The following is a 24363-nucleotide window of genomic DNA, read 5'->3' as shown; positions in this document are numbered from 1 at the left end:
TGGGCCTGCTCGAGCCGGGGCCAGGGTACGGCCCTGCCGGGTGGTCCCGGACCCGAGCCTGTCAGATGACGGGGGGCCGGCCCAGCCGGGTCAGCCGCCACACCGTACGCCACTTCATGGGACGGCGGGGGCCGCACGGGGTGGTCCAGCCCTCGCGGAAGCCGCCGAACCAGGCCCGCAGGGCCGGGCCGGAGGGACGGCGCAGCAGGGTGAGCAGCAGCCACACGCCCAGGTACACCGGGACGAGGAGGGCGGGCAGGTTGCGGCGGGCCAGCCAGACGCGGTTGCGGGCGACCATGCGGTGGTACACGGCGTGCCGCGAGGGCGCGGTCGTCGGGTGGTACAGCACCATGTCGGACCGGTAGTCGATCATCCAGCCGGCGTCCAGGGCCCGCCAGGCCAGGTCGGTCTCCTCGTGGGCGTAGAAGAACTCGTCCGGGAGGCCGCCGACGTCGGCGAGGACGCGGGTGCGGACGGCGTTGGCGCCGCCGAGGAATGTGGTGACCCGGGAGGAGCGCATCGGGTCGGAGGCCCGCAGCCGGGGCACGTGCCGGCGCTGGGTGACGCCGGTGTCCGGGTCGGCGATGCGGAAGCTGACGATGCCGAGCTTCGGGTCCGCCTCGAACGCCTTGCGGCACAGCTCGGCGGTGTCGTGGTGGGCGAGCAGCCCGTCGTCGTCGAGGAAGAGCAGGATGTCGACGTCGCGGCCGGCCGGGCCGAAGGCCTCGATGCCGACGTTGCGGCCGCCGGGGATGCCGAGGTTCTCGGGCAGTTCGATGGTGCGGACGCCCTCGGGGACGTCCGGGACGGGCGAGCCGTTGCCGACGACGACGACCTCGACCGGGTCGCCGTCCTGCTTGGCGACGGAGTCGAGCAGGGCGCGCAGTTCGTCGGGGCGGTTGCCCATGGTGATGATGACGGCCCCGACCTTCATGGCGCTCACCTCAGCCTGCTGGAGGCGAGGATGGACACCAGGTGCAGCAGCGTCTGCACCAGGGCGATGCCGGCCAGCACCGCGACGCCGAGCCGGGTGAAGAACAGGTCGCCGCGGATCTGGTCGACGATCGCCAGCACCAGGATCAGCAGCGACGCCTCGATGCCGAGGATCAGCCGGTGGAACTTCAGGGCGGCGGCGGCCCGGCGGGCCAGCGCCATGCCGGAGGAGCGCATCTCGGCGGCGGCCTCCTGCACCGGCGGCTTGCCGACCTGGTGCCGGGCGACGCCGACGAGGTCGGTCTCGGCCTTGATGAGGATGGCGCCGAGGGCGGCGAGGGTGCCGAGGAAGGCCCACAGCCAGTCGATGCGGCCGCTGCCCCACAGGTCGGCGGCGCGCAGCCCGAAGCCGGTGAGCACCGCGGCGTCGGTGAGGTAGGCGCCGACCCGGTCGAGGTAGACGCCGCCGAGGGAGTACTGCTTCCTCCAGCGGGCGATCTCGCCGTCGACGCAGTCCAGCAGCAGGTACAGCTGGACGCACACCACGCCGAGGACGGCGCCCGGGATCCCCGGCACGAGCAGTGCCGGGGCCGCGAGCACACCGAAGACGGTCATCAGGTAGGTGAGCTGGTTGGGCGTGACCCTGGTGTTCACCAGGTAGCGGTCGACCCGCAGGGACACCTCGCGCATGTAGAGGCGTCCCATCCAGTGCTCACCGCTGCGCCGGTCCTTCACCCCCGCGGGGTGAACGACGGGGCGGAGTTCAGCTACCGATGGCCTTGACATAGTCGGCGTAGACGTCCTTGATCTGTTCGGTGTTCAGGTCGAGGTGTTCGAGGATGGTGTAGCGGCCGGGCCGGGTCTCGGGGGCGAACTCGACGGCCTTGACGAACTCGTCCGTCGTGAAGCCGATCTCGTCCGGCAGCACGGGCAGCCCGTGCCGGCGCAGCACCTCGGCCATGTACGCCGACTCCTCGTGCGCTCCCCGCAGCCACATCGCGAAGGCCGCACCGAGACCGCACTGCTCACCGTGGGCGGCGGCCCGCTGGGGGAAGAGCAGGTCGAAGGCGTGGTTGATCTCGTGGCACGAGCCGGAGGCCGGCCGCGAGTCGCCGGAGATCGACATGGCGACGCCGGTGAGGACGAGCGCTTCGGCGAGCACCTGGAGGAAGCCGTTGTCGCCGACCCCGGCCGGGTGCCGGAGGACCGCCTCGCCCGCCTGGCGGGCCATGGCGGCGGCGAGTCCGTCGATCTTCTCGCCCTTGACGCGGTTGGCCAGCTCCCAGTCGGCGATCGCGTTGACGTTGGAGATCGCGTCACCGATGCCGGCGCGCACGAAGCGGACCGGCGCCTCACGGATGACGTCCAGGTCGATGACGACCGCGATCGGGTTCGGCACGCCGTAGGAGCCGCGGCCCGCGTCGTTGTCGAGGGTGGCGACCGGCGAGCACAGACCGTCGTGCGCCAGGTTCGTGGGCACGGCGACCAGGGGCAGGCCGACGCGTGCCGCGGCGAACTTGGCACAGTCGATGATCTTGCCGCCGCCGAGGCCGACCACGGCGTCGTAGCGGCCGCTCTTCATGTCGCCGGCCAGCCGGACGGCGTCGTCGAGGGTGCCGCCGCCGACCTCGTACCAGGTGGCACCGGGCATGCTCGGCGCGATGCGCTCGCGCAGCCGGGCGCCGGAACCGCCGCTGACGGCGACGGCGAGGCGGCCCGAGTGCGAGATGCGCTCGTCGGCGAGGACGCCCGCCAGGTCGTCGAGGGCACCCGGGCGGATGTCCACGACGAGCGGGGAGGGGATCAGCCGGGTCAGTACTGGCACGCGATCTCCCGTCCGCGGGCGAGGTCGTCGTGGTTGTCGATCTCGACCCACTTGACGTCGCCGATCGGCGCCACGTCGATGCGGAAGCCGCGGTTCACGAGCTCCTGGTAGCCGTGCTCGTAGAACTGCTGCGGGTCGGCCTCCCAGACGGTCTTCAGCGCGTCGGCGAGCTCGGCGGCCGCGTCGCCCTCGATGAGGGTGACGCCGATGTACTCGCCGGTGGCCTCGGCGGGGTCCATCAGCTTGGTGATCTTCGTCATGCCCTTCTCGGGGTCGACGACGACCTTCATCTCCTCGTCGGCCAGGTCCTTGACCGTGTCCAGGGCGAGGATGATCTTCTTGCCCTCGCCGCGGGCGGCGAGCAGCGTCTTCTCGACGGAGACCGGGTGGACGGTGTCGCCGTTGGCGAGGATCACGCCGTCCTTGAGGGCGTCACGGCCGCACCACAGGGAGTAGGCGTTGTTCCACTCCTCGGCCTTGTCGTTGTCGATGAGGGTGAGCTTGAGGCCGTACTTCGCCTCCAGCGCCTCCTTGCGCGCGTACACGGCCTCCTTGCGGTAGCCGACGATGACGGCGACCTCGGTCAGGCCGATCTCGGCGAAGTTGCCGAGGGTGAGGTCGAGAACCGTGGGCTCGTCCTCTTCGCCCGCCAGCCCCACCGGCACCAGCGCCTTGGGGAGTCTGTCGGTGTAGGGGCGCAGACGCCGTCCGGCGCCGGCGGCCAGCACGAGGCCGATCATGCGGGTTCTCCTTCATCGTGTACGGCGGGTGCGCCGACCTGGTGGGCGGCGACCCAGAAGCGGATGCTCTCGACGAGCACCACAAGGGCCACGGCCACGGCGAGAGCCGTGAGCGCGACGGTGAACTGTGGGGCGGTGAGCACAGCGGCGAGGACGGTGACGACCAGCGTCCGTCCCTCGTGCCCACCGATGGAACGCACCAGCCAGGCGGGGGGCGCCCCGGCGCTGCCGCGGATGCGGTACACCGTGTCGTAGTGATGGTAGGCGACCGCCGCCACCAGCCCGAAAGCCGCAGGAAGGGCCCCGTTCACGTCCGCCTTCGCGGCGAGGGCGAGGACGGTTCCGTACTCGGCGGCCCGCAGCAGCGGCGGGACGAGCCAGTCGAGGGCGCCCTTGAGGGGCAGGGCGACGCCCGCGGCGGAGGTGACGGCGTACAGGACCGCGGCGGCCACGGGCAGCGCGCTGCCGTACGGCTCCAGGGCCGCCGCGAGCACCAGCAGGACCGCGCCCGGCAGGGCGACGAGGAACCGGGCACCGAGCCGCGGCTTGGCGGGCAGCCTGCGCAGCACCCGCGCGAGGGATTCGGCGAGGGGCCCGCTGTCGGCGAGGTCGGCCAGGGCCCGGGCCGCACGGTCGCTGCGCTGCCCGCGGCGGGCCAGGGAGCGCAGGACCCGGCCCGCGGTGGTGTACGCCGCCGCGACGGCGCAGCCGACGAGCAGCGCGTAGAAGGTGATGCGGGGGGTCGCCACGGCCGTGAGCACCGCGATCATCGCCCAGCGCTCACCGATGGGCAGGACGATCATGCGGCGCACCCAGACCGTCCAGCCGACGCTGTCGAGCTTGTCGGACAGGGCGGCGGTGGGGCTGGTGTTGGCGGTGGCATCCGTGCCTACGACGTGCGCCTCGTTGAAGGAGAAGTCCACGACGTGCCGGCACGTCTGCAGGACCATGGCGCCCAGGGCCAGGGCCCAGACGTCGTCACCGCCGCGGGCGGCGCCGAGGGCGAGGCCGGCGTAGTAGGCGTACTCCTTGGCCCGGTCGAAGGTGGCGTCGAGCCAGGCGCCGAGGGTGGAGTACTGCAGGGAGTAGCGGGCGAGCTGGCCGTCGGTGCAGTCCAGCACGAACGAGGCGAGGAGCAGGACGCCGGCGGCGACGAAGCCGCCACGGGTGCCGGTGGCCGCGCAGGCCGCCGCTATGAGCGCGGTGAGCAGGGAGGCGGTGGTGACCTGGTTGGGGGTCAGACCGCGCCGGGCGCACCAGCGGGCGAGGTAGCGGGAGTACGGGCTGATGCAGAAGGTGGTGAAGAAGCCGTCGCGGGCCTTGACGGCCGACTTCAGGCGTACGGCCTCGTCGTCGACGTCGGCGACGGCCTGCCGGGCCTCGTTGCGGGCCTGCGGGTCGGCCGGGACGGCGGCGACGAGGGTGCCCAGCTCGGGGCGGTGGACCTCGGTGCCGTCGGCGTCCAGCGCGGCCAGGACGCGGTCGGCGAGGCTGTCGACCAGGGTGGTGCCGCCGCCGGCGGAGTTCTCGCGGGCCATCGCCCGGGTCAGGGCCTGGCGTCCGGCGGGCCGGGCGGTGACGGCTCCCGGGATGGCGGCCAGCGGGAAGCGGGGGTCGGTCAGGCCGAGCCGCAGTGCGTGCACGTGACCCACGAACCGGGCGTCGACCAGGGCGACCCGCTCGTCGCCCGGGACCTCGGCGAGGAGCGTCTCGGCCTCGACGGCGTCACCGGCGGCCCGGACGTCGAAGCCGAGGGACCGCAGGTCGCCCTCGATCGACGATCCGGGGACCGGCTGCCCGGTGAGGATGGCGGTCGACAACCGAATTCACTCCCTGGGACCGGCGCTCCGCACCGGTGCTGTACATGATGGGGGCGGCCGCGCCGGTGACTCCCGGGGCGGCATGTCGGCAGAGGCTATCGGATGGCCGGAAGGCCGTGTTCACCGCCCGTTGGGCGGCCCGATCGACGCAGTTCGCCCGAGCTCCTGCCGCGATCATCTTGGTGGATCCGGGGCCCGCCCCACAAACCGCGCCCCGCAGACCGGACATCGGGGACATTGCGCGAGGGCCGGGCGGGGCGGCATAGGGTGGACGACCATGACTTGGCTGATCACCGGCGGGGCCGGCTACATCGGGGCCCATGTGGCCAGGGCCATGACGGAGGCCGGGGAGCGCGTCGTCGCCCTGGACGACCTGTCCGCCGGGGTGCCCGCGCGACTGCCGTCCGGCGTCCCGCTCGTGCGGGGGTCCTCGCTCGACGGGGAGCTGCTGGAGCGGGTCCTCGCCGAGCACGCCGTGACGGGTGTGGTGCACCTCGCGGCGCGCAAGCAGGTCGCCGAGTCGGTGGCGCAGCCCACCCGGTACTACCGGGAGAACGTGGGCGGCCTGGCGACCCTGCTGGACGCGGTGGCCGCGGCGGGGATCGGGCGGTTCGTGTTCTCCTCGTCGGCGGCCGTCTACGGCGACCCGGGCGTGGACCTCATCACGGAGGACACCCCCTGCGCGCCGGTGAACCCCTACGGCGAGACCAAGCTCGCCGGGGAGTGGCTGGTGCGGGCGGCGGGCCGGGCGCACGGGATCTCCACGGTGTGCCTGCGGTACTTCAACGTGGCGGGCGCCGCGGCACCCGAGCTGGCCGACACGGGGGTGTTCAACATCGTCCCGATGGTCTTCGACCGGCTGACTCGCGACGAGGCCCCGAGGATCTTCGGCGACGACTACCCGACCCCGGACGGCACCTGCGTACGGGACTACATCCACGTCGCCGACCTCGCCGAGGCCCACCTCGCGGCGGCCCGGCGGCTCGCCGAGGGCGGCGCCACGGGTGACCTGACGGTCAACATCGGCCGCGGGGAAGGCGTCTCGGTCCGCGAGCTGATCACGGTCATCGGCGAGGTCACCGGCGACCGGCGGCCCCCGGTGGTCGAGGGGCGGCGCCCCGGGGACGCCCCTCGGGCGGTCGCCTCGGCGGCCCGGGCGGCCGGAGAACTGGGCTGGACGGCGCGCCGCGGGGTGCGCGAGATGGCCGCGTCGGCATGGGAGGGCTGGCGGCTGCACCACGGCTCCTGACCGCTGCGGCGCTCGGCGGGTGCGGCGCCCGACCGGTGCATCCGCTCTGACCTGCGGATCGTTTCCGCAGGTCAGAGCAGATGACAACGGTGTTCAGTGCCGCGTTGCCCATACCCCCTCCCCGTAGTTGACTGGGGTGCCCGGGCACGATCGGGCGGACACAGGAGGATGACTCTTCATGGGGGCTGGGCACGATCACGGGCACGCGCACGGCGCGGCCGGCGGCACGGCGACCTCGGCGTACCGCGGCAGGCTGCGGATCGCGCTGGCGATCACGCTCGGCATCGTCGTGGTCCAGATCGTCGGTGGTGTCATGGCCGACTCACTGGCCCTGGTGGCGGACTCGGCGCACATGGCGACGGACGCGCTGGGCCTGGCCATGGCCCTGCTCGCCATCCACTTCGCGAGCCGCCCGCCGAGCGACCGGGCCACGTTCGGTTACGCCCGCGCCGAGATCCTGGCGGCCCTGGCCAACTGCCTGCTGCTGCTCGGGGCCGGCGGGTACGTCGTGTACGAGTCGGTGCAGCGGTTCATCACCCCGGCGGGCACCGAGGGCCGGATCGCTCTGATGTTCGGTGCGATCGGCCTCGTCGCGAACCTGGTCTCGCTGTCGCTGCTGATGCGCGGGCAGAAGGAGAGCCTGAACGTGCGGGGGGCGTTCCTGGAGGTGGCGGCGGACGCCCTGGGGTCGGTCACGGTCATCCTGTCGTCCCTGGTGATCATGTTCACCGGCTGGCAGCCCGCCGACCCGATCGCCTCGCTGGTCATCGCACTGATGATCGTGCCCCGCACGTGGAAGCTGCTGCGCGAGACGCTCGACGTGCTGCTGGAGGCGGCGCCCAAGGGTGTGGACATGGCCGAGGTACGGGCCCACATCCTGGCGACGGACGGGGTCGAGGACGTCCACGACCTGCACGCGTGGACGATCACCTCCGGCATGCCGGTGCTGTCGGCGCACGTGGTGGTCAGCACCGAGACGCTGAACGCGATAGGGCACGAGAAGATGCTCCACGAACTGCAGGGCTGCCTCGGCGACCACTTCGACGTGGAGCACTGCACCTTCCAGCTGGAGCCGAGCGGGCACGCCGAGCACGAGGCGCGCCTGTGCCACTGATTCCCCGGTCCGCCGGGGCGGCTGCGGCCGGAGGGGCGGCGGTGGCCGGAGGGGCGCATCGCGCTCCGCGCGCGCCGGGCGACGCAGCCCTGCGGCGCGCGCAGGCGCCCTGACTCCCGGAGCACCCGCCGGGGACGATTTTCGGCCCGTCGGGCCGGGCACGATGCCCTTCCGGGTCCCTTTCCCGGTGTCCCGGGCGGCGCCGTCCGCGCTCCGTGTCGCCCGCCCGGGACATGCGGGCGGGCAGCGAAGTGCCGGGAGTGCCGGATTCGTACGGCAGACTTGGGGCGCGAAGACCGATGTGAAGGATGGGTATGCCGATCACACCTGCCACCGCGACGCACAGCCCGTCGAACGGCACCGCAGACGCGATTTTGCTGGAACTCGTCGACGAGGACGGCGTGACGATCGGCACCGCGGAGAAGCTCGCGGCCCACCAGCCGCCCGGGCAGCTGCACCGCGCGTTCTCGGTGTTCCTCTTCGACGAGTACGGCCGGCTGCTGCTGCAGCAGCGGGCGCTGGGCAAGTACCACTCCCCCGGTGTGTGGTCCAACACGTGCTGCGGCCACCCCTACCCCGGCGAGGCGCCCTTCGCGGCGGCGGCGCGGCGCACGTTCGAGGAGCTCGGCGCGTCCCCCTCGCTGCTGGCCGAGGCGGGCACGGTCCGCTACAACCACCCGGACCCGGAGTCGGGGCTGGTGGAGCAGGAGTACAACCACCTCTTCGTCGGCATGGTGCAGGCCGTGCTGCGGCCCGACCCGGAGGAGGTGGCCTCGACGGTCTTCGTGACCCCGCCGGAGCTGGCCGAGCGGCACGCCAAGGACCCGTTCTCGGCCTGGTTCATGACCGTACTGGACGCGGCCCGGCCCGCGGTCCGGGAGCTGACGGGCACCTCCGCCGGCTGGTGACGCGGTCCCGGCGGCCCTAGGGCAGCCGGGCGGGTTCGAGCGGCAGGGCGGCCCAGATCACCTTGCCGCCGCTCGCGGTGTACTCGACCTCGCAGACACCGCCGGCCTCGCGGGTGATCTCGCGCACCAGGAGGAGCCCGCGCCCGCCGGTGCGGCCGTGGTCGGTCTCCAGGGCCGTGGGCCGGTAGGGGTGGTTGTCCTCCACGGACAGGCGCAGCCACTGAGCCCCGACGGCCACCTCGACGGCGATCGTCGGCGACAGCACCGCCGCGTGCTTGACGGCGTTCGTCACCAGCTCGGAGACGATCAGCAGCAGCCCTTGGGCCAGGTCGTCCGAGACCGGTACGCCCTGGCGCAGCAGCAGGTCCCGCACGGCGTGCCGGGCCTGCGGGACGGAGGCCTCGACCGCGGGCGCGGTGAACCTCCAGACCCCTTCGTACGGCAGCGGATCCGCGGGCGCCGGACCGAGGGGCGCCGCGCCGCCCTCGGGGCGCCGGCCGGAACCGCGCCCGTCGTCGTCCATCGTCCGGTCGCCACCCTCGCGCTCGATTGTCGCCACACGTCGAGTGTTGGGAACGATGCGCTCCCCACCTCGGAGCTGAACAGAAGTCAGCAACTATCGAGCACTTCTGACCGTTGGCGTATGACACGGTCAGTTGTGGGACTGGTCCTGCCCTTGTTGTGCCACCTCGGCGAACTATTCAGGTTGTACGGGTTTGGCATGCGGATAGCATCCGGCGCATGGAGCCCCAGCTGGACCACGCCGTGACCGATGCGGTCGCGACGGTCGTCATCCGCCATCCCGAGAAGCGCAACGCCATGACCGCCGCGATGTGGCGGGCCCTGCCACCGCTGCTGCACGACCTCGCGGGCGATCCGGCCGTACGGGCGCTGGTACTGACCGGCGAGGGCCGGACGTTCTGCGCCGGTGCCGACATATCGACACTGCGGGGTTCGCCGGAGGAGGCGCAGGGGCTGGCCGTGCTCGCCGAGGAGGCGCTGGCCGCCTTCCCCAAACCGACCCTGGCGGTGATCCGGGGGTACTGCGTGGGCGGCGGCGCACAGCTCGCGGCGGCGTGCGACCTGCGCTTCGCCGAGGAGGGCGCGCTGTTCGGGGTGACTCCCGCGAAGCTCGGCATCGTCTACCCGGCTTCCTCGACCCGGCGGCTGGCCTCCCTGGTGGGACCGGCCACCGCCAAGTACCTGCTGTTCTCCGGGGAGCTGATCGACGCGGGGCGGGCGCTGCGCACGGGGCTGGTCGACGAGGTGCTGCCCGAGGACGAACTCGGCAAGCGCGCCGCGGAGTTCACCCGCGTCCTGGTGTCCCGTTCACAGCTGACGCAGGCGGCGGCCAAGGAGTTCGCGGACGGGCGTACGGACCGGGACGGCCACTGGGCCCGGCAGGCGCGCGACAGCGGCGACGCCGCCGAGGGCGTCGCCGCGTTCCTGGAGCGCAGACAGCCGCGGTTCGGCTGGGACGTGCCTACGTCAGGATGACGCCGGAGTGGGCGCGGACCAGGTCGACCAGGTGGGCCGGGGCCTTCTCGGGTGATCCGGCGTCGTAGGGCGGCTGCGGGTCGTACTCGGTGGCCAGCTGGACGATGCGGGCGTGGTCGTCGCCGGCGATCCGGCCCAGGAGCGTCAGGCCCATGTCGATGCCGGCGGAGACGCCGGCCGCGGTGACGTACTTGCCGTCGGTGACGACCCGTTCGCCCGTGGGCTCGGCGCCGTGCCGGCGCAGCTCGTCCAGGGCCAGCCAGTGGGAGGTCGCGCGGCGGCCCCGCAGGAGCCCGGCGGCGGCCAGCAGCAGGGAGCCGGTGCACACGGACGTCGTCCAGGTGCTGGTGGCGTCCGCGGTGCGCAGCCAGCCGGCCAGGGGCCCGTCCGCGGCCAGGGGCAGCGGGCCGGGACCGCCGGGGACGACGACGATGTCGGGGTGCGGCACGTCGGCCAGGGCCCGGTCGGCGACGAGGGCGAGGCTGCCGCAGTCGTTGCGCACGGGGCCGGCCTCCTCGGCCACGAACACCGTCTCCGCGTCGGGCAGGCGGCCGAGGGTCTCGTACGGGCCCACCGCGTCGAGGGCGGTGAAGCCCTCGTAGAGGGCGATGGCGATCAGCATGGGGGTCCCTTCGGTCGGCGGCAGGACGGGTGGGGGCGGGTCGGCCCGTGGTCAGGGCGCGGTCGCCGGGCGGAAGCGGCGGCGGTACTCGGCCGGGGAGGTCCCCAGGGCCTTGAGGAAGGCGCGGCGCATCGCCTCCGGGGTGCCGTAGCCGCTGGCGCGGGAGATCTCCTCGACCCCGTCGGCGGTGTCCTCCAGCAGGCGGCGGGCGTGTTCGAGGCGGACGCGGTCCACGTAGCGGCCCGGCGTCGTGCCGGTCTCGGCGCGGAACGCGCGGGCGAAGTGGCGGGGCGACAGCCGGGCGCGGGCGGCGAGGGTCTCGACCGAGAGATCCGCCCCGGGGCGTTCGGCGATGTGGCGCTGGACCTCGCGCAGCGGCTCGCGGTGGGCCGTCTGCGCTGCCAGCTGCGCGCTGAACTGGGCCTGGTTGCCCGGCCTGCGCAGGAAGACCACCAGGTGGCGGGCGATGGTCAGGGCGGTCTCCCGCCCCAGGTCCTCCTCGACGAGGGCGAGGGCGAGGTCGATCCCGGCGGTGACGCCCGCCGAGGTGGCGACGTTCCCGTCGCGGACGTAGACGGGGTCGGGGTCGATCCGGACGGCGGGATGCCGGCGGGCGATCCGGTCGCAGTACGCCCAGTGCGTGGTGATCCGTCGGCCGTCCAGCAGTCCCGCCTCGGCCAGCACGGCGGCCCCGGTGCACACGGACACCAGCCGGGCGGCGCGCGGCCCGTGCTCGCGCACCCAGTCGACCAGCCGCGGTTCGGGCCGCAGGCTGCCCGTGCCCCCCGGGACGAGCAGGACGTCCGGATCGGCCGCGTCGGCCAGGGACCCGTCGGGCACGAGGGTCAGACCGCTGGTGCTGCGCACCGGCGCCCCGTCCAGGGACGCCGTGCGGATCCGGTAGGTGCCCGGGCGGAGCAGTTCCGCGCCCGCGAAGACCTCCACGGGGCCGGTGACGTCGAGACTCTGCAGGCCGTCGAAGAGGACGACGAGAACCGTGCGCTGGGTCATGCCCCCGATTCTTCGCGGGGCGGGACAGGGCCGCAATGCCGGGTTCCCCACCTTTCCTGCCATGCGGCGCACGGCCGTGGAGGCCATACCAAGCGGTTGGTAACCTGCCGGGCATGACGACTGCCGCCCTGGAGCCGCGCGCCGGCCGACGCTGCCACACCATGCTCAACTCCCTGCACGCGACGCACTACTTCTCGCCCGACCTGGGCCGGGAACTGGGCGCCGTCGGCATCACCGATCCGCGCGCGGTGAACTTCGCCGTGCGAGCCGCCGCCCTCGGCCCGGTCGGCGCCGGACCGGTGACGGCCGCCTTCTACAACTACAAGTACGCCCTGGTGGCCCGGCACGTCCCGGCCGTCTGGGAGACGGCCGCACCGTCCCGGGTGCTGGCGGCACGCACGCGTGCGGTCGACGCGACGCTGCGCCGGCTGCTCGGCGAGGAGGTCCTGACCTCGGCGGAGATGGCCGAGGCGGCACGCCTCGCGCTGCGCGCCGCCGAGGCCTGCTCGCGCGAGGCGCGGCCGCTGTACGCCGCCCACGCCGACCTGCCCGTCCCCGAGGAGCCGCACCTCGCCTACTGGCACGCGGCGACCCTGCTGCGCGAGCACCGGGGCGACGGCCACCTGGCCGTCCTGATGTCCGCGGGGCTGGACGGCCTGGAGGCGATCGTGACGCACACGGCGACGGGCAAGGGCATGGCACCGAAGTGGGTGTTCGGCACCCGGGGATGGACGCAGGAGGAGTGGGACGCGGCGACGGACCGGCTGCGGGAGCGGGGCCTGCTGGGGACCTCCGGCGAACTGAGCGAGCGGGGTGCCGCCCTGCGCACGGAGATCGAGCAGGAGACGGACCGTCTGGACCGTGCCCCGTACGAGCACCTGGGCGCCGAGGGCGTGGCCCGGCTGACGGAACTGGGCGGGGCGTTCGCGCACGCGGCGCTGACGGCGGGGGCCTTCCCGGCGGATCTGATCGGCAAGGCCTGACCGGCACCCGAGCGGCCCGTCACAGCGGCCCGCTCGGGCTTTTCCGAAGCGCGTGTCCGCTCGTGACGCATGGTGAGCCGTTGGCGAGGTACCTGTTCTGCACCGGCCGGTTGCGGCCGGAGCGAGCAAGACCGAGGAAGCACCAGGAAGAACGAGGAGAGGGGCATTTCGTGTTCCGTGCCATCGCAGACGTGCTGCGCCAGATCGGCGGCGCCATCGCCACCGTCGTGACGCTTCCCTTCCGGGCCCTGGCCCGGCTGTTCGGCGGGGCCTCGTCCTCCACCCGCAGGGCCTGACCCCGGCCCCCGGCCCGCCGGGGGCCGCCCTGATCCCCTGCTGTCGGTGTCACCTGCCACAATTGCCGCGCAACCTCAGCGGAGAAGGCGGTACGGGATCGTGACGACACCCGGGTCCAACGGGTCCATCGAAGGCAGGATCGCCGAGGAGCTCGGCGTACGGGAGCGGCAGGTCAGGGCTGCCGTGGAACTGCTCGACAGCGGTTCGACGGTGCCCTTCATCGCCCGCTACCGCAAGGAAGCGACCGAGATGCTCGACGACGCGCAGCTGCGCACGGTCGAGGAGCGGCTGCGCTACCTGCGGGAGCTGGAGGAGCGGCGGACGGCGATCCTGGAATCGGTGCGCGAGCAGGGCAAGCTCACCGAGGACCTGGAGACGCGGATCCGGGGCGCCGAGACCAAGGCCCGCCTGGAGGACATCTACCTGCCGTTCAAGCCCAAGCGGCGCACGAAGGCCCAGATCGCCCGCGAGGCCGGTCTGGAGCCGCTGGCACAGGGGCTGCTCGGTGATCCCGGCGTCGACCCCCTCGTCGCGGCCGCGGCCTTCGTCGACGCGGACAAGGGTGTCGCCGACCCGCAGGCCGCCCTCGACGGCGCCCGGGCGATCCTGACCGAGCGGTTCTCCGAGGACGCCGACCTGATCGGCGAACTGCGCGAGCGCATGTGGACCCGCGGGCGGCTCGCCGCCAAGGTGCGCGACGGCAAGGAGGAGGCCGGCGCGAAGTTCGCCGACTACTTCGACTTCTCCGAGCCGTTCACCGAGCTGCCCTCCCACCGCGTCCTCGCCCTGCTGCGCGGCGAGAAGGAGGAGGTCCTCGACCTCGTCCTCGAACCCGAGGAGCCGACCGACGGCCCGTCCTCGTACGAGGGCATCATCGCGCACCGGTTCGCGATCGCCGACCGGGGCCGTCCCGCCGACACGTGGCTGAAGGACACGGTCCGCTGGGCGTGGCGCACCCGCGTCCTGGTCCACCTCGGCATCGATGTGAGGCTGCGGCTGCGCACGGCCGCCGAGGACGAGGCGGTGCGGGTCTTCGCCGCGAACCTGCGCGACCTGCTGCTCGCCGCCCCGGCGGGCACGCGCGCGACGCTCGGCCTGGACCCCGGTTTCCGCACGGGCGTCAAGGTCGCCGTGGTCGACGCGACGGGCAAGGTCGTCGCCACGGACGTCATCCACCCGCACGTCCCCGCCAACCGCTGGGACGAGGCCCTCGCCAAGCTGGCCCGGCTGGCGAAGGAGCACGCGGTGGAACTGGTCGCGATCGGCAACGGCACGGCCTCCCGCGAGACCGACAAGCTCGCCGGCGAACTGATCGCCAAGCACCCGGAGCTGAACCTCACCAAGGTCATGGTGTCCGAGGCCGGCGCGTCGGTGTACTCGGCGTCCGCGTTCGCCTCGCAGGAGCTGCCCGACATGGACGTGTCGCTGCGCGGCGCCGTGTCGATCGCCCGCCGCCTCCAGGACCCGCTGGCCGAACTGGTGAAGATCGACCCGAAGTCCATCGGGGTCGGGCAGTACCAGCACGACCTGTCCGAGGTGAAGCTCTCGCGCTCGCTGGACGCGGTCGTGGAGGACTGTGTGAACGGCGTGGGGGTGGACGTCAACACCGCGTCGGCCCCGCTGCTGGCCCGGGTCTCCGGCATCACCTCCGGGCTCGCCGAGAACATCGTGGCGCACCGGGACGCCAACGGGCCGTTCACGTCCCGCCGCGAGCTGAAGAAGGTGGCCCGGCTCGGCCCCAAGGCGTACGAGCAGTGCGCGGGCTTCCTGCGCATCCGCGGGGGCGACGACCCGCTGGACGCCTCCAGCGTGCACCCCGAGGCCTATCCGGTCGTCCGGCGGATGGTGAAGACGGCCGGGCAGGAGGTCGCCGCGCTCATCGGCAACACCTCCGTACTGCGCTCGCTGCGGCCCCAGGACTTCGTGGACGAGTCCTTCGGCCTGCCGACCGTCACCGACATCCTCAAGGAGCTCGAGAAGCCGGGCCGCGACCCGCGACCGGCGTTCAGGACGGCCGCCTTCAAGGAGGGCGTCGAGAAGATCTCCGACCTGACGCCCGGGATGATCCTGGAGGGTGTGGTGACGAACGTCGCCGCCTTCGGCGCGTTCGTCGACGTCGGCGTCCACCAGGACGGCCTGGTGCACGTCTCCGCGATGTCGAGGACGTTCGTGAAGGATCCGCGGGACGTGGTGAAGCCCGGGGACATCGTGAAGGTGAAGGTGCAGGACGTCGACATCCCGCGCAAGCGCATCTCGCTGACGCTGCGTCTGGACGACGAGGCGGCACCGCAGGGCGGCGGCTCCGGCGAGCGTGAGCGCCGCCAGCGGGGCGGGCGGCCGCCTCAGCAGCGGCAGGGCGGTGGCGGTGGCCGCGGGGGCCAGAGCGGCGGTCGCGACGGCCAGAGCGGCGGTCGGAGCGCTGGCCGCGGGGGCCAGGGCGGCGGCGGGTCGCGTCAGGCGCCCGCGCCGGCGAACGGTGCCATGGCCGATGCCCTGCGCCGGGCCGGTCTGGTCGATCCGAAGAACGGTCGCCGCTGACGGCCCGGCCGGGGTGCCCGTGTCCTGGGGAACTGCGGGTCCGTCGTGACCGGTCGCGCGGTTCCCCGCCCCCGAGCGGGCGGACCTAGACTGGCGTCATGTCCGCTGCGCGCGTCCTCACCTGGGAAGTGTTCGCGAGCCGTGGGGTCGAGACCGCCTGGATCCAGGTGCGGGACGGCGTGCTGCGGGCGCGCGGGCGGGCCGTCGGCGTCGAACCGGAGCCCTACTGGGTGACGTACGACCTGGACACCGCCGACGGGTTCGTCACCCGTCGGCTGCGGGTGACGGTCGACTCCGCGGGCGGCAGCCGCACGCTCGACCTGCGGCACGACGGCGCGGGCGCCTGGACCGCGGACGGCGAACGGCTCCCGGGCGTCGACGGCGCCCTCGACTGCGATCTGGCCCGGTGCCCCCTGACCAACACCATGCCGGTGCTGCGTCACGGCCTGCACCGGGGGCCGGGCGAGCTGGAGTTCCTGATGGCCTGGGTGTCCGTGCCGGACCTGGCGGTGCACCCGTCACGCCAGACGTACACCCATCTGCGGACCGGCCGGGTCGGCTTCGCCTCGGGTGACGTCCGCAGCGACCTGCGGGTCGACAGTGAGGGGTTCGTCGTGGACTACCCCTCCCTGGCCCGGCGCCTGGCGACCGTCTAGCGCTCGGTCACCTTGCCGTGGGCCACCTCCAGGCGGCGGGTGACCCGGACCGCGTCCAGCATGCGGCGGTCGTGCGTGACCAGCAGCAGCGTGCCCTCGTACGCGTCGAGTGCGGACTCCAGCTGCTCGATGGCCGGCAGGTCGAGGTGGTTGGTCGGCTCGTCGAGGACCAGGAGGTTCACGCCCCGGCCCTGGAGCAGCGCCAGCGCGGCCCTGGTGCGCTCGCCCGGGGACAGCGTCACCGCCGGGCGCAGGACGTGGTCGGTCTTGAGGCCGAACTTGGCCAGGAGGGTGCGGACCTCGACCGGTTCGGTGTCCGGGACGGCTGCCCGGAACGTGTCGAGCAGGGTCGTGGGGCCGTGGAACAGCTTGCGGGCCTGGTCGACCTCGCCGAGCAGCACGCCCGAGCCGAGCGCGGCGTGGCCGGTGTCCAGGGGGACGCGGCCGAGGAGGGCGGCGAGCAGGGTGGACTTGCCGGAGCCGTTGGCACCCGTGACCGCCACCCGGTCCGCCCAGTCGATCTGGAGGGAGACCGGCCCGAGGACGAAGTCGCCGCGGCGCACCTCGGCGTCGCGCAGCGTCGCGACGACGGCGCCCGAGCGCGGGGCCGAGGCGATCTCCATGTGCAGCTCCCACTCCTTGCGCGGCTCGTCGACGACGTCGAGGCGCTCGATCATGCGCTGGGTCTGCCGGGCCTTCGCGGCCTGCTTCTCGCTGGCCTCGCTGCGGAACTTGCGGCCGATCTTGTCGTTGTCGCCGCCCGCCTTACGGCGGGCGTTCCTGACGCCCTTGTCCATCCAGGAGCGCTGTATCTGCGCGCGGTCCTGCAGGGCGGCCTTCTTGTCGGCGTACTCCTCGTAGTCGTCGCGGGCGTGCCGGCGGGCCACCTCCCGCTCCTCCAGATAGGCCTCGTAGCCGCCGCCGTAGAGGTTGATCTGCCGCTGGGCGAGGTCGAGTTCGAGGACCTTGGTCACGGTGCGGGTGAGGAACTCGCGGTCGTGGCTGACGACGACCGTGCCGGCGCGCAGGCCGGCGACGAAGCGTTCGAGGCGCTCCAGGCCGTCCAGATCGAGGTCGTTGGTCGGCTCGTCGAGCAGGAAGACGTCGTAGCGGGACAGCAGCAGGGAGGCGAGGGAGGCACGGGCCGCCTGGCCGCCGGACAGGGACGTCATCGGCTGCTCCAGGTCCACGGCGAGGCCCAGCGAACCGGCGACCTCCTCGGCGCGTTCGTCGAGGTCGGCGCCGCCCAGGCCGAGCCAGCGCTCCAGGCTGGTGGCGTAGGCGTCGTCGGCTCCCGGCGTGCCGTCGACCAGTGCCTGGGTCGCCTCGTCCATGATCCGCTGCGCCTCGGTGACGCCCGTGCGGCGGGCCAGGAACGCGCGGACGGTCTCGCCGGGGCGGCGGTCCGGCTCCTGTGGGAGGTGCCCGACGGTGGCGGCCGGCGGGGACAGGCGCAGTTCGCCCTGTTCGGGGGCGGTGAGGCCGGCGAGCATCCGCAGCAGGGTGGACTTGCCCGCGCCGTTGGCGCCGACCAGGCCGATCACGTCACCCGGCGCGACGACGAGGTCCAGCCCGGTGAACAGGGCGCGGTCGGCGTGCCCGGCGGCGAGGTTCTTGGCGACGAGGGTGGCAGTCATCAGAGCGCCGATCCTAGTGGGCCGCTCACGGGGTGGCGGCCGCGGCCAGCATGCCGCTGGCGGTACGGGCCACCGGGAGGGACCGGCCCCCGACCGCTTTCGGGTCGAGGGCGATGCGGTGCGCGCCCGGCTGGAGGACGTCGTCGAGGACGTCGCGGGTGTGGGTGCGGGAGAGCCGGTCGGCGCGGTACGCGGTGAGGGACCCGGCAGGGGGAGGTCACCTCGATCTCCGCGTGGCCTGCGCCGGTGGTCAGGGCCGCGAGGCGGCGCCGCCCGGCCGGGCTGCGGTCCAGGGCCTGCTGATCAGTGAGTCGGTCACCAAGGCCCTGCGGCACGCCACCGGCCCCATCGCGTACTCGGCACCCATGCGGTGAGTCTTCCCGCACCCAGGGGGACATGAGCACGGCTCCGCCCATTCCGCTACGGTCCCGGTATGGGGAGCGGGACGAGTGACGCGATCGTGGTGGTCGGGGGCGGCGTCGTCGGGCTGACGACGGCCGTGGTGCTCGCCGAGCGGGGGCACCGGGTGCGGGTGTGGACGCGGGACGCCGTGCAGGCCACCACCTCCGCCGTCGCGGGTGCGCTGTGGTGGCCGTACCGCATCGAGCCGATGGCGCTCGCGCGGACGTGGGCCCTGCGGTCGCTGGAGGTGTACGAGGAGCTGGCGGCGGGGTCCGGGGCGTCCGGCGTACGCATGGTCGACGGTGTACTCGGTGACACCCGGTTCGACGAGGTCGACGGGTGGCTGGCGGGCCGGGTGCCCGGGTTGCGGGCGGCCACGGCCGAGGAGTACGCCGGGACGGGTGTGCGGGCGCGGCTGCCGCTGATCGACATGCCGGCCCATCTGCCCTGGCTGCGCGACCGGTTGGGCGCGGCGGGCGGAGTGGTGGAGGCGCGTGCGGTGTCGTCCCTCGGGGAGGTGGACGCGCCCGTGGTGGTCAACTGCACGGGGCTGGCCGCGCGCGAGCTGGTGCCGGACCCCGCCGTACGGCCCGTGCGCGGGCAGCTGGTCGTGGTGGAGAACCCCGGGATCGACACGTGGCTGGTCTCCAGCGACGCGGCCGGGGAGCACGCGTACCTGTTCCCGCAGCCCGGCGGGCTCGTCCTCGGCGGTACCAGCGAGGAGGGCGCCTGGTCGCTGGAGCCCGACCCCGCTGTGGCCGAGGCGATCGTGCGGCGCTGCGCCGCGCTGCGGCCGGAGGTCGCCGGGGCGCGGGTGCTGGAGCACCGGGTGGGACTGCGCCCCGTGCGCGACGCGGTCCGGCTGGACCGTGAGCGACTGCCGGACGGCCGCGTGCTGGTGCACAACTACGGGCACGGCGGCGCGGGCGTCACGGTGGCCTGGGGCTGTGCGCAGGAGGCGGCCCGGCTGGCCTCGGTCTGAGGCGGCGCGGGCCCTTCCGTGCGGCGAGGGCGGCCCGGGCCGTCGTGGCCGGACCGCCCTCGTGCGGTGGGGGGGTCAGTGCTTGCCGACCGGGTCTCCCTCCACGTCCGGGCCGCGGCCCGGGCCGACGCGGAGCTCGAACTCGCCGTCGTACTTGGTGTGGCCCTCGATCACGGCTTGTTCGACGGCCTCGGAGCCCATCCGCTCGCGGACGATCACCGGGTCGCGGCGCAGATCGCGCATGAGGGCGACACACATGAAGATCATCACGACGACGAACGGCGCCGCCGCGAGGATCGTGAGGTTCTGCAGACCCGTCAGGGCGTCGCCCTGCCCGCTGCCGACCAGCAGCATGATGGCGGCCACCGCGCCGGTGACCACGCCCCAGAACACGACCACGAAACGGCCGGGTTCGAGGGCGCCCTTCTGCGACAGGGTGCCCATGACGATCGACGCCGCGTCGGCACCCGAGACGAAGAAGATGCCGACGAGGATCATCACCAGCAGGCTCGTGACCGTCGCGATCGGGAACTGCTGCAGCACGTCGAAGAGCTGGCCCTCCGGGGTCGTCTCCTTGCCGAGCTGCCCCTCCTCCTGCATCTTCATCGCCGAGCCGCCGAAGATCGCGAACCAGATCAGGCTGACCGTGCTGGGCACGAGGATGACGCCGCCGACGAACTGCCGGATGGTCCGGCCCCGGCTGATCCGGGCGATGAACATGCCGACGAAGGGCGTCCAGGAGATCCACCACGCCCAGTAGAAGACGGTCCAGCTGCCGAGCCAGTCGGCGACGCCCTCGCCGCCGCTGGCCTCCGTGCGCCCGGCCAGCTGGGGCAGGTCGCCGAGGTAGGCGAAGACGGACGTGGGCAGCAGGTCGAGCACGATGATGGTCGGGCCCGCGACGAACACGAACAGGGCGAGCACCAGCGCCAGCACCATGTTGATGTTGGACAGCCACTGGATGCCCTTCTCCACACCGGAGATGGCGGACGCGACGAAGGCCAGGGTCAGCACGGCGATGATCGTGACGAGCAGCCCGGTGCTCACCTCGTCCATCCAGTTCAGCTCCTGGACGCCGGAGCCGATCTGGAGCGCGCCGAGGCCCAGGGACGCGGCGGAGCCGAAGACGGTCGCGATGATGGCGAGGACGTCGATGGCCCGGCCGATGCCGCCGTTGGCGTTCTTCCGGCCGATGAGCGGGGTGAACACGGCGCTGATGGTCTGCCGGCGCCGCCTGCGGAAGGTGCTGTAGGCGATGGCGAGACCGACCACCGCGTAGATGGCCCACGGGTGCAGCGTCCAGTGGAACAGCGTGGTGGCCATGGCCGTTTCCATGCGGTCACCGGAGTCGGCCGGGTCGGTGCCGGGCGGGGCGGTGTTGTAATGCGACAGCGGTTCGCTCACGCCGTAGAACATCAGGCCGATGCCCATGCCGGCGCTGAACATCATCGCGACCCAGGAGACCGTGCGGAACTCGGGCTCCTCGCCCTCCGCGCCCAGGTGGATCCGGCCGTAGCGGCTGATCGCGAGCCAGAGGGCGAAGACGACGAAGCCGGAGGCGGCGAGCATGAACGCCCAGCCCCCGTTGTGCATCAGCCCGCCGAGCAGGGTGGTGGAGACGTCTTCGAGCGAGTCGGTCGCGGTGGCGCCCCACACCACGAAGGCCAGGGTGAGCACCGCCGTGACGCCGAAGACGATGCGGTCGGTCTGCGGCCGGTCCTGACCGGGCAGCCCCGCTTCCGACCCCGGTAGCGCGGTTCCCTCCGGGGAACCCTTGTCGCTTGGTCGTTCTTGCGTCACAGGCGGCACCTTTCATCGGGACAGCGGCGAGGTGTTGCTTCTCCGTAGACGCTGCTACCACGACTGGCGCATTTTCACCCCTGTCAACATGCGGTTTCGGTTGATCCTCCGATCAGGTGGTACTCGGCCCGGTCGTCGAGCAGCAGCGGGACGAGGGCCCGCAGCGGCTGGCGCAGCGGGACGAGGACGCCCTCACGGTCCTTGCGCACGCGCACGCCGTGCAGGGCGAGTTCGTCCCCGACCTCGGCGTACTGGGCGGCGGTCAGGCGGTAGCCGCAGGGCGGGTCCTGGATGACGTCGGCCGGTTCGGGGGCCTCGTTGTCGGCGCCGCCCACGTAGACCGGGCCGGTGTCCGCCAGGCCGGCGAGCCGGGCCTTCGCCGTGGTGAGCGCGATCCGGGCCCGGCGCTGGTCGGTGTAGGCGAACAACCCGTCCAGCGCGTTCCGTTGCGAGCTCACACGGCGGCGGTTGTTGAGGGCCTCGTCGGCCTTCTCGGCGTCGGTGAGCGGGTCGACACGGCTCTCGATCAGCAGGCCCACCGCGTGTTTCACGCCGGACATGTTGCGAAGGATCCGCTCCTGTCCGTCCCCGGCGACCTGCCGCACGGGGTCGCCGGTGGCGGGGTCGGTCCAGATGCCGTAGGTGCCGATGGAGTGGCCGCCCCGCCGGGCGGCGGGGCGCACGTACGCCTCGGACAGGGTCCGCGCCTCGTCGTGGACGTCCTCGTCGGTGTTGAGGTTGCGCGGCCACAGGTCGAACAGGTCCTTGTCGTAGTACGGGGGTGTGGCGCCGTACTCGTGCAGGTCGTAGACGATGTCGGGGCGCCGGTCGCGGATGACGGCGGCCAGCGCGCGGCCCTCGGCGGTGCGCAGGGCGAGGTGGTCGCGGTTGATGTCGACGCCGTCGCCGTTGCCCCGGGTGTCGGCCGCGCGGCCGTCGGGGTTGGCGGTGGGCACGACCAGGACCGTGGTGCGGTCCAGGAACCGCCGGGTGCGGCTGTCGCGGGCGAGGGCGAGATCGCGGACGGTGGTCAGGCAGGCCTCGCGGCCGGCCGGTTCGTCGCCGTGCTGGCTGCACACGAGGAGCACCGAGGTGGGGCTCGCCGCCCTGCCGACGCGGACCAGCTGGAGCGGGCGGCCCTGCGCGGTGGTGCCGAAGCGGGTCACCGAGACGCGGCCGCTGGACCGGTCGACGGCGCGCAGGAAATCCTGCTCCTCGGGCTGGGTGGTCCAGCGCGCGCCGTCGGTCCGCTCGAAGCCGGTGCGCGGCACGGCGTCCGCGGACGCCTGGGCCGGTGGGGCGACCAGGGACGCCGCGAGCGCCGCGGTGGTGGCGATCAGTGCTCCGACGGCGGCGGTGCGGCGGCTCATCGGCCTCCCTCCGGGACGCGGTGGATGGTGCGCGGTTCCCGCACGCCGTCCAGGAGGCCCGCGTCGGGGCTCGCGGACGTGGTGCCCGAGGTGGCCCGGGCGAACGCGGCGGCTCCGCCGGCGAACGGGACGTGCGCCGAGGTGCGGGACAGGTCGAGGGTGAGCGTGGGCCGGTCGGCGGGAGGGTCGATCAGGCCCTGGTCGGTGCCGGCGACGATCAGCGCGAGGCGGTGGCCCTTGCGCACGACGTGGTCGGTGGCCGCCAGGTCGAGGGTGATCGTGTACCGCCGGCCCGGCGTGAGGGGCGAGCCCTTCCAGGCGGAGGCGTGGTTGCCGAGGTCGGCCCAGCCGCGGCTGACGACGGTGTAGTCGACGTCGGCGGTCTTCGCCCTCGTCTCCTTGAAGCAGGAGCTGTCGCCCGCGGTGCTCGCTCCCCAGCAGCTGCGCTCCGGGAGCGTGGTGATGCCCTCACCGGCGTCGGCGTAGTCGCGGACGGTGGCGGGGCCGACGTCCACGAGCACGGCCGACAGGTGCGCCGTCGGCGTGGAGGGCGTCGCGGTGACGGTGACCTTCGAGGAGCCGGCCAGGCGCAGGTCCCGGGTGAGCGGCCCGGTGGTGAACCCGGCCTTCTCCGGTGTCGGGTCGTCGAGGTGGGCGGCCCAGTCGGTCTCGTTCAGCCGCGGGTCGTCGGTGAACGTCTCGGTGCCGTGGCCGCGGCGCGGTCCGAGGGTGCCGACGCCTTCGCGGGTGCCCTCGCCGGGACGCAGGGTGACGGCGCGGGTGCCGCTCGGCGGCCAGGTCCGGGAGGTCTCCCAGGCGCCGGGGGCGCGCTCGACGTCGGCCATGGGCTCGCGGTCGACGCCGTTGTCGTAACCCATGAGCGCGTGGTCGAACCAGCGGTGCAGGGTCTCGACCCAGGCACCGCGCCGGAAGTCGAAGGGGTCGACGTGGCCGGTCTGGGAGAGCCAGATCTTGCGCTCGACGCCGTTCTTCGCCAGGGCGTCCCACCACTGGCCGACGTGCTTCATGCGGACGTTGAGGTCCTGCATGCCGTGGACGAGGAAGACGCTGGCCTTCACCTTGCGGGCGGCCCGCACGTAGTCGCGCTCGGTCCACAGGGGAGTCCGGTCGCCGGTGCGCGGGGCGCCGTCGATCAGCTTCTGCTGGACAGGACCGCACTTGGCGCGGGCCGCGGGGCTGTTGACGTAGTCCGACAGCCACTCGGGGCCGGAGTCGTAGAGCGGGGCGCCCTGCTGGAAGTAGTAGTCGTACCAGGAGGAGATGGCACTGATGGGGACGATGGTCTCCAGGCCCTCGACGCCGGTGGCGGCGACGCCGTTGGCGATGGTGCCGTCCCAGCTCTTGCCGATCATCCCGGTGCGGCCGTTGGACCAGCCCGCCGTGGCGCGGGTGGTGCCGGTGCGGGTGGTGTAGGCCCTGGCACGGCCGTTGAGCCAGTCGACCACGGCCTTGGCGGACCGCACGTCGGAGCGGCCGCCGACGTCGACGCAGCCGTCCGAGCGGTTGGTTCCGGCCAGGTCCACGCCGACGACGGCGTAGCCGCGGGGCACGAAGTAGTTGTCGTAGTAGAGCGGCATCTGCACGACGTCGCCGTTCGCGTCGTACGTCTTCTTCTGGCTCTCGTTGCCGCGCCCGCAGCAGGAGTAGTACGGACTGGCGTCCATGATGACGGGGACCTTGCGGCCCTGGCGGGCGGGTTCGCGCGGGCGGACGATGTCGACGGCGACCCGGTCGGCCTTCCCGTCGCGGTCGCCGTCGAGTCCGGTGTCCACCCAGACGGCCTCGCGGACGGCGTCGGCGTAGGAGTGGACCGGCCGGCTCTCGCGGGGGGCGGCGGACGCGGCGGCCGGGGTGAGCAGGGTGGCCATCAGGGCGGCCGTGGCCACCGTCGCGAGCGGTCTCCAGGTCGTGAAGCGCGTGCGTTTCGGCATGCGGCGGACGCTACATCGGTGAACTCC

At 73.2% G+C, this 24363-nt stretch carries 22 protein-coding genes; 10 read left to right on the top strand and 12 right to left on the bottom strand.

Annotated elements, in window-relative coordinates; genetic code table 11:
- Window positions 1–61: 61 nt before the first annotated feature.
- From ACZ4M5_RS02525 to ACZ4M5_RS02505, 5 genes are read right to left on the bottom strand one after another with little or no spacing between them, the layout of a single operon-like run.
- Window positions 62–934: a glycosyltransferase family 2 protein gene (locus ACZ4M5_RS02525; protein WP_467732252.1), complete on the bottom strand. Its 873-nt coding sequence runs from the start codon at window positions 932–934 to the stop codon at window positions 62–64.
- Window positions 935–939: 5 nt separating this feature from the next.
- On the bottom strand, window positions 940–1719 hold the full coding sequence (locus tag ACZ4M5_RS02520) for a CDP-alcohol phosphatidyltransferase family protein (RefSeq protein ID WP_467732250.1): 780 nt from the start codon (window positions 1717–1719) through the stop codon (window positions 940–942).
- Window positions 1697–2758 (bottom strand): iron-containing alcohol dehydrogenase family protein, encoded by a 1062-nt coding sequence (locus tag ACZ4M5_RS02515; RefSeq protein ID WP_451876980.1) that lies wholly within the window; start codon window positions 2756–2758, stop codon window positions 1697–1699. Before ACZ4M5_RS02515 ends, ACZ4M5_RS02520 begins: the two co-directional genes overlap by 23 nt.
- Window positions 2746–3498: a phosphocholine cytidylyltransferase family protein gene (locus ACZ4M5_RS02510; RefSeq protein WP_467732247.1), complete on the bottom strand. Its 753-nt coding sequence runs from the start codon at window positions 3496–3498 to the stop codon at window positions 2746–2748. Before ACZ4M5_RS02510 ends, ACZ4M5_RS02515 begins: the two co-directional genes overlap by 13 nt.
- Window positions 3495–5318 carry a DUF5941 domain-containing protein gene (locus ACZ4M5_RS02505; protein WP_467732245.1) on the bottom strand — a complete coding sequence of 608 codons (1824 nt, stop codon included), beginning with the start codon at window positions 5316–5318 and terminating at the stop codon, window positions 3495–3497. Before ACZ4M5_RS02505 ends, ACZ4M5_RS02510 begins: the two co-directional genes overlap by 4 nt.
- Window positions 5319–5595: 277 nt before the next feature.
- Between ACZ4M5_RS02505 and galE the strand changes: the two genes are divergently transcribed.
- The 3 genes from galE (at window position 5596) to idi (ending at window position 8589) form a co-directional block, all read left to right on the top strand.
- A complete protein-coding gene (gene galE / locus ACZ4M5_RS02500; protein WP_467732243.1) occupies window positions 5596–6567 on the top strand; it encodes a UDP-glucose 4-epimerase GalE in 972 nt (323 codons plus the stop codon).
- 178 nt (window positions 6568–6745) lie between these two features.
- Window positions 6746–7681, top strand: coding sequence for a cation diffusion facilitator family transporter (locus ACZ4M5_RS02495; protein WP_467732241.1), 936 nt, complete (start codon window positions 6746–6748; stop codon window positions 7679–7681).
- A 314-nt stretch (window positions 7682–7995) separates the two neighbouring features.
- A complete protein-coding gene (gene idi / locus ACZ4M5_RS02490; protein ID WP_467732239.1) occupies window positions 7996–8589 on the top strand; it encodes an isopentenyl-diphosphate Delta-isomerase in 594 nt (197 codons plus the stop codon).
- A gap of 16 nt (window positions 8590–8605) precedes the next feature.
- Here idi and ACZ4M5_RS02485 read toward each other — a convergent pair whose 3' ends face one another.
- Window positions 8606–9112, bottom strand: a complete 507-nt coding sequence (locus ACZ4M5_RS02485) for an ATP-binding protein (RefSeq protein WP_467732836.1) — start codon at window positions 9110–9112, stop codon at window positions 8606–8608.
- Window positions 9113–9330: 218 nt separating this feature from the next.
- Here ACZ4M5_RS02485 and ACZ4M5_RS02480 point away from each other — a divergent pair, with 218 nt between their 5' ends.
- Window positions 9331–10086: an enoyl-CoA hydratase/isomerase family protein gene (locus ACZ4M5_RS02480; protein ID WP_467732237.1), complete on the top strand. Its 756-nt coding sequence runs from the start codon at window positions 9331–9333 to the stop codon at window positions 10084–10086.
- On the opposite strand, the gene ACZ4M5_RS02475 is transcribed toward ACZ4M5_RS02480, so the two are convergent.
- Window positions 10073–10708: a DJ-1/PfpI family protein gene (locus ACZ4M5_RS02475; RefSeq protein ID WP_467732235.1), complete on the bottom strand. Its 636-nt coding sequence runs from the start codon at window positions 10706–10708 to the stop codon at window positions 10073–10075. The two genes, ACZ4M5_RS02480 and ACZ4M5_RS02475, sit on opposite strands and share 14 nt — an antisense overlap.
- A gap of 51 nt (window positions 10709–10759) precedes the next feature.
- Entirely contained in the window at window positions 10760–11719 is a 960-nt protein-coding gene (locus ACZ4M5_RS02470; RefSeq protein ID WP_467732233.1) for a GlxA family transcriptional regulator, read from the bottom strand.
- A gap of 113 nt (window positions 11720–11832) precedes the next feature.
- On the opposite strand from ACZ4M5_RS02470, the gene ACZ4M5_RS02465 reads away from it, so the two are divergent.
- The 4 genes from ACZ4M5_RS02465 (at window position 11833) to ACZ4M5_RS02450 (ending at window position 16193) form a co-directional block, all read left to right on the top strand.
- Complete coding sequence (locus ACZ4M5_RS02465) at window positions 11833–12702, top strand: SCO6745 family protein (protein WP_467732231.1); 870 nt, start codon at window positions 11833–11835, stop codon at window positions 12700–12702.
- 170 nt (window positions 12703–12872) lie between these two features.
- Entirely contained in the window at window positions 12873–12998 is a 126-nt protein-coding gene (locus ACZ4M5_RS02460; protein WP_267889763.1) for an LPFR motif small protein, read from the top strand.
- Between the two features lie 100 nt (window positions 12999–13098).
- On the top strand, window positions 13099–15537 hold the full coding sequence (locus ACZ4M5_RS02455) for a Tex family protein (protein ID WP_467732229.1): 2439 nt from the start codon (window positions 13099–13101) through the stop codon (window positions 15535–15537).
- A 98-nt stretch (window positions 15538–15635) separates the two neighbouring features.
- Window positions 15636–16193 carry a putative glycolipid-binding domain-containing protein gene (locus tag ACZ4M5_RS02450; protein WP_467732227.1) on the top strand — a complete coding sequence of 186 codons (558 nt, stop codon included), beginning with the start codon at window positions 15636–15638 and terminating at the stop codon, window positions 16191–16193.
- Here ACZ4M5_RS02450 and ACZ4M5_RS02445 read toward each other — a convergent pair.
- On the bottom strand, window positions 16190–17830 hold the full coding sequence (locus tag ACZ4M5_RS02445) for an ABC-F family ATP-binding cassette domain-containing protein (RefSeq protein WP_467732225.1): 1641 nt from the start codon (window positions 17828–17830) through the stop codon (window positions 16190–16192). The two genes, ACZ4M5_RS02450 and ACZ4M5_RS02445, sit on opposite strands and share 4 nt — an antisense overlap.
- A 233-nt stretch (window positions 17831–18063) precedes the next feature.
- Here ACZ4M5_RS02445 and ACZ4M5_RS02440 point away from each other — a divergent pair, with 233 nt between their 5' ends.
- Window positions 18064–18204, top strand: coding sequence for a hypothetical protein (locus ACZ4M5_RS02440; RefSeq protein WP_467732223.1), 141 nt, complete (start codon window positions 18064–18066; stop codon window positions 18202–18204).
- A 59-nt stretch (window positions 18205–18263) separates the two neighbouring features.
- Entirely contained in the window at window positions 18264–19214 is a 951-nt protein-coding gene (locus ACZ4M5_RS02435) for an NAD(P)/FAD-dependent oxidoreductase (RefSeq protein ID WP_467732221.1), read from the top strand.
- Between the two features lie 75 nt (window positions 19215–19289).
- On the opposite strand, the gene ACZ4M5_RS02430 is transcribed toward ACZ4M5_RS02435, so the two are convergent.
- From ACZ4M5_RS02430 to ACZ4M5_RS02420, 3 genes are all read right to left on the bottom strand, one after another.
- Entirely contained in the window at window positions 19290–21014 is a 1725-nt protein-coding gene (locus tag ACZ4M5_RS02430; protein ID WP_467732219.1) for a BCCT family transporter, read from the bottom strand.
- Between the two features lie 83 nt (window positions 21015–21097).
- Entirely contained in the window at window positions 21098–22384 is a 1287-nt protein-coding gene (locus tag ACZ4M5_RS02425; protein WP_467732217.1) for a M14 family metallopeptidase, read from the bottom strand.
- Window positions 22381–24336: a Xaa-Pro dipeptidyl-peptidase gene (locus ACZ4M5_RS02420; protein WP_467732215.1), complete on the bottom strand. Its 1956-nt coding sequence runs from the start codon at window positions 24334–24336 to the stop codon at window positions 22381–22383. Before ACZ4M5_RS02420 ends, ACZ4M5_RS02425 begins: the two co-directional genes overlap by 4 nt.
- Window positions 24337–24363: the final 27 nt, after the last annotated feature.

The organism is Streptomyces sp. NPDC026246, from assembly GCF_055567995.1.
This window is presented reverse-complemented; position numbering and strand designations above follow the sequence as displayed.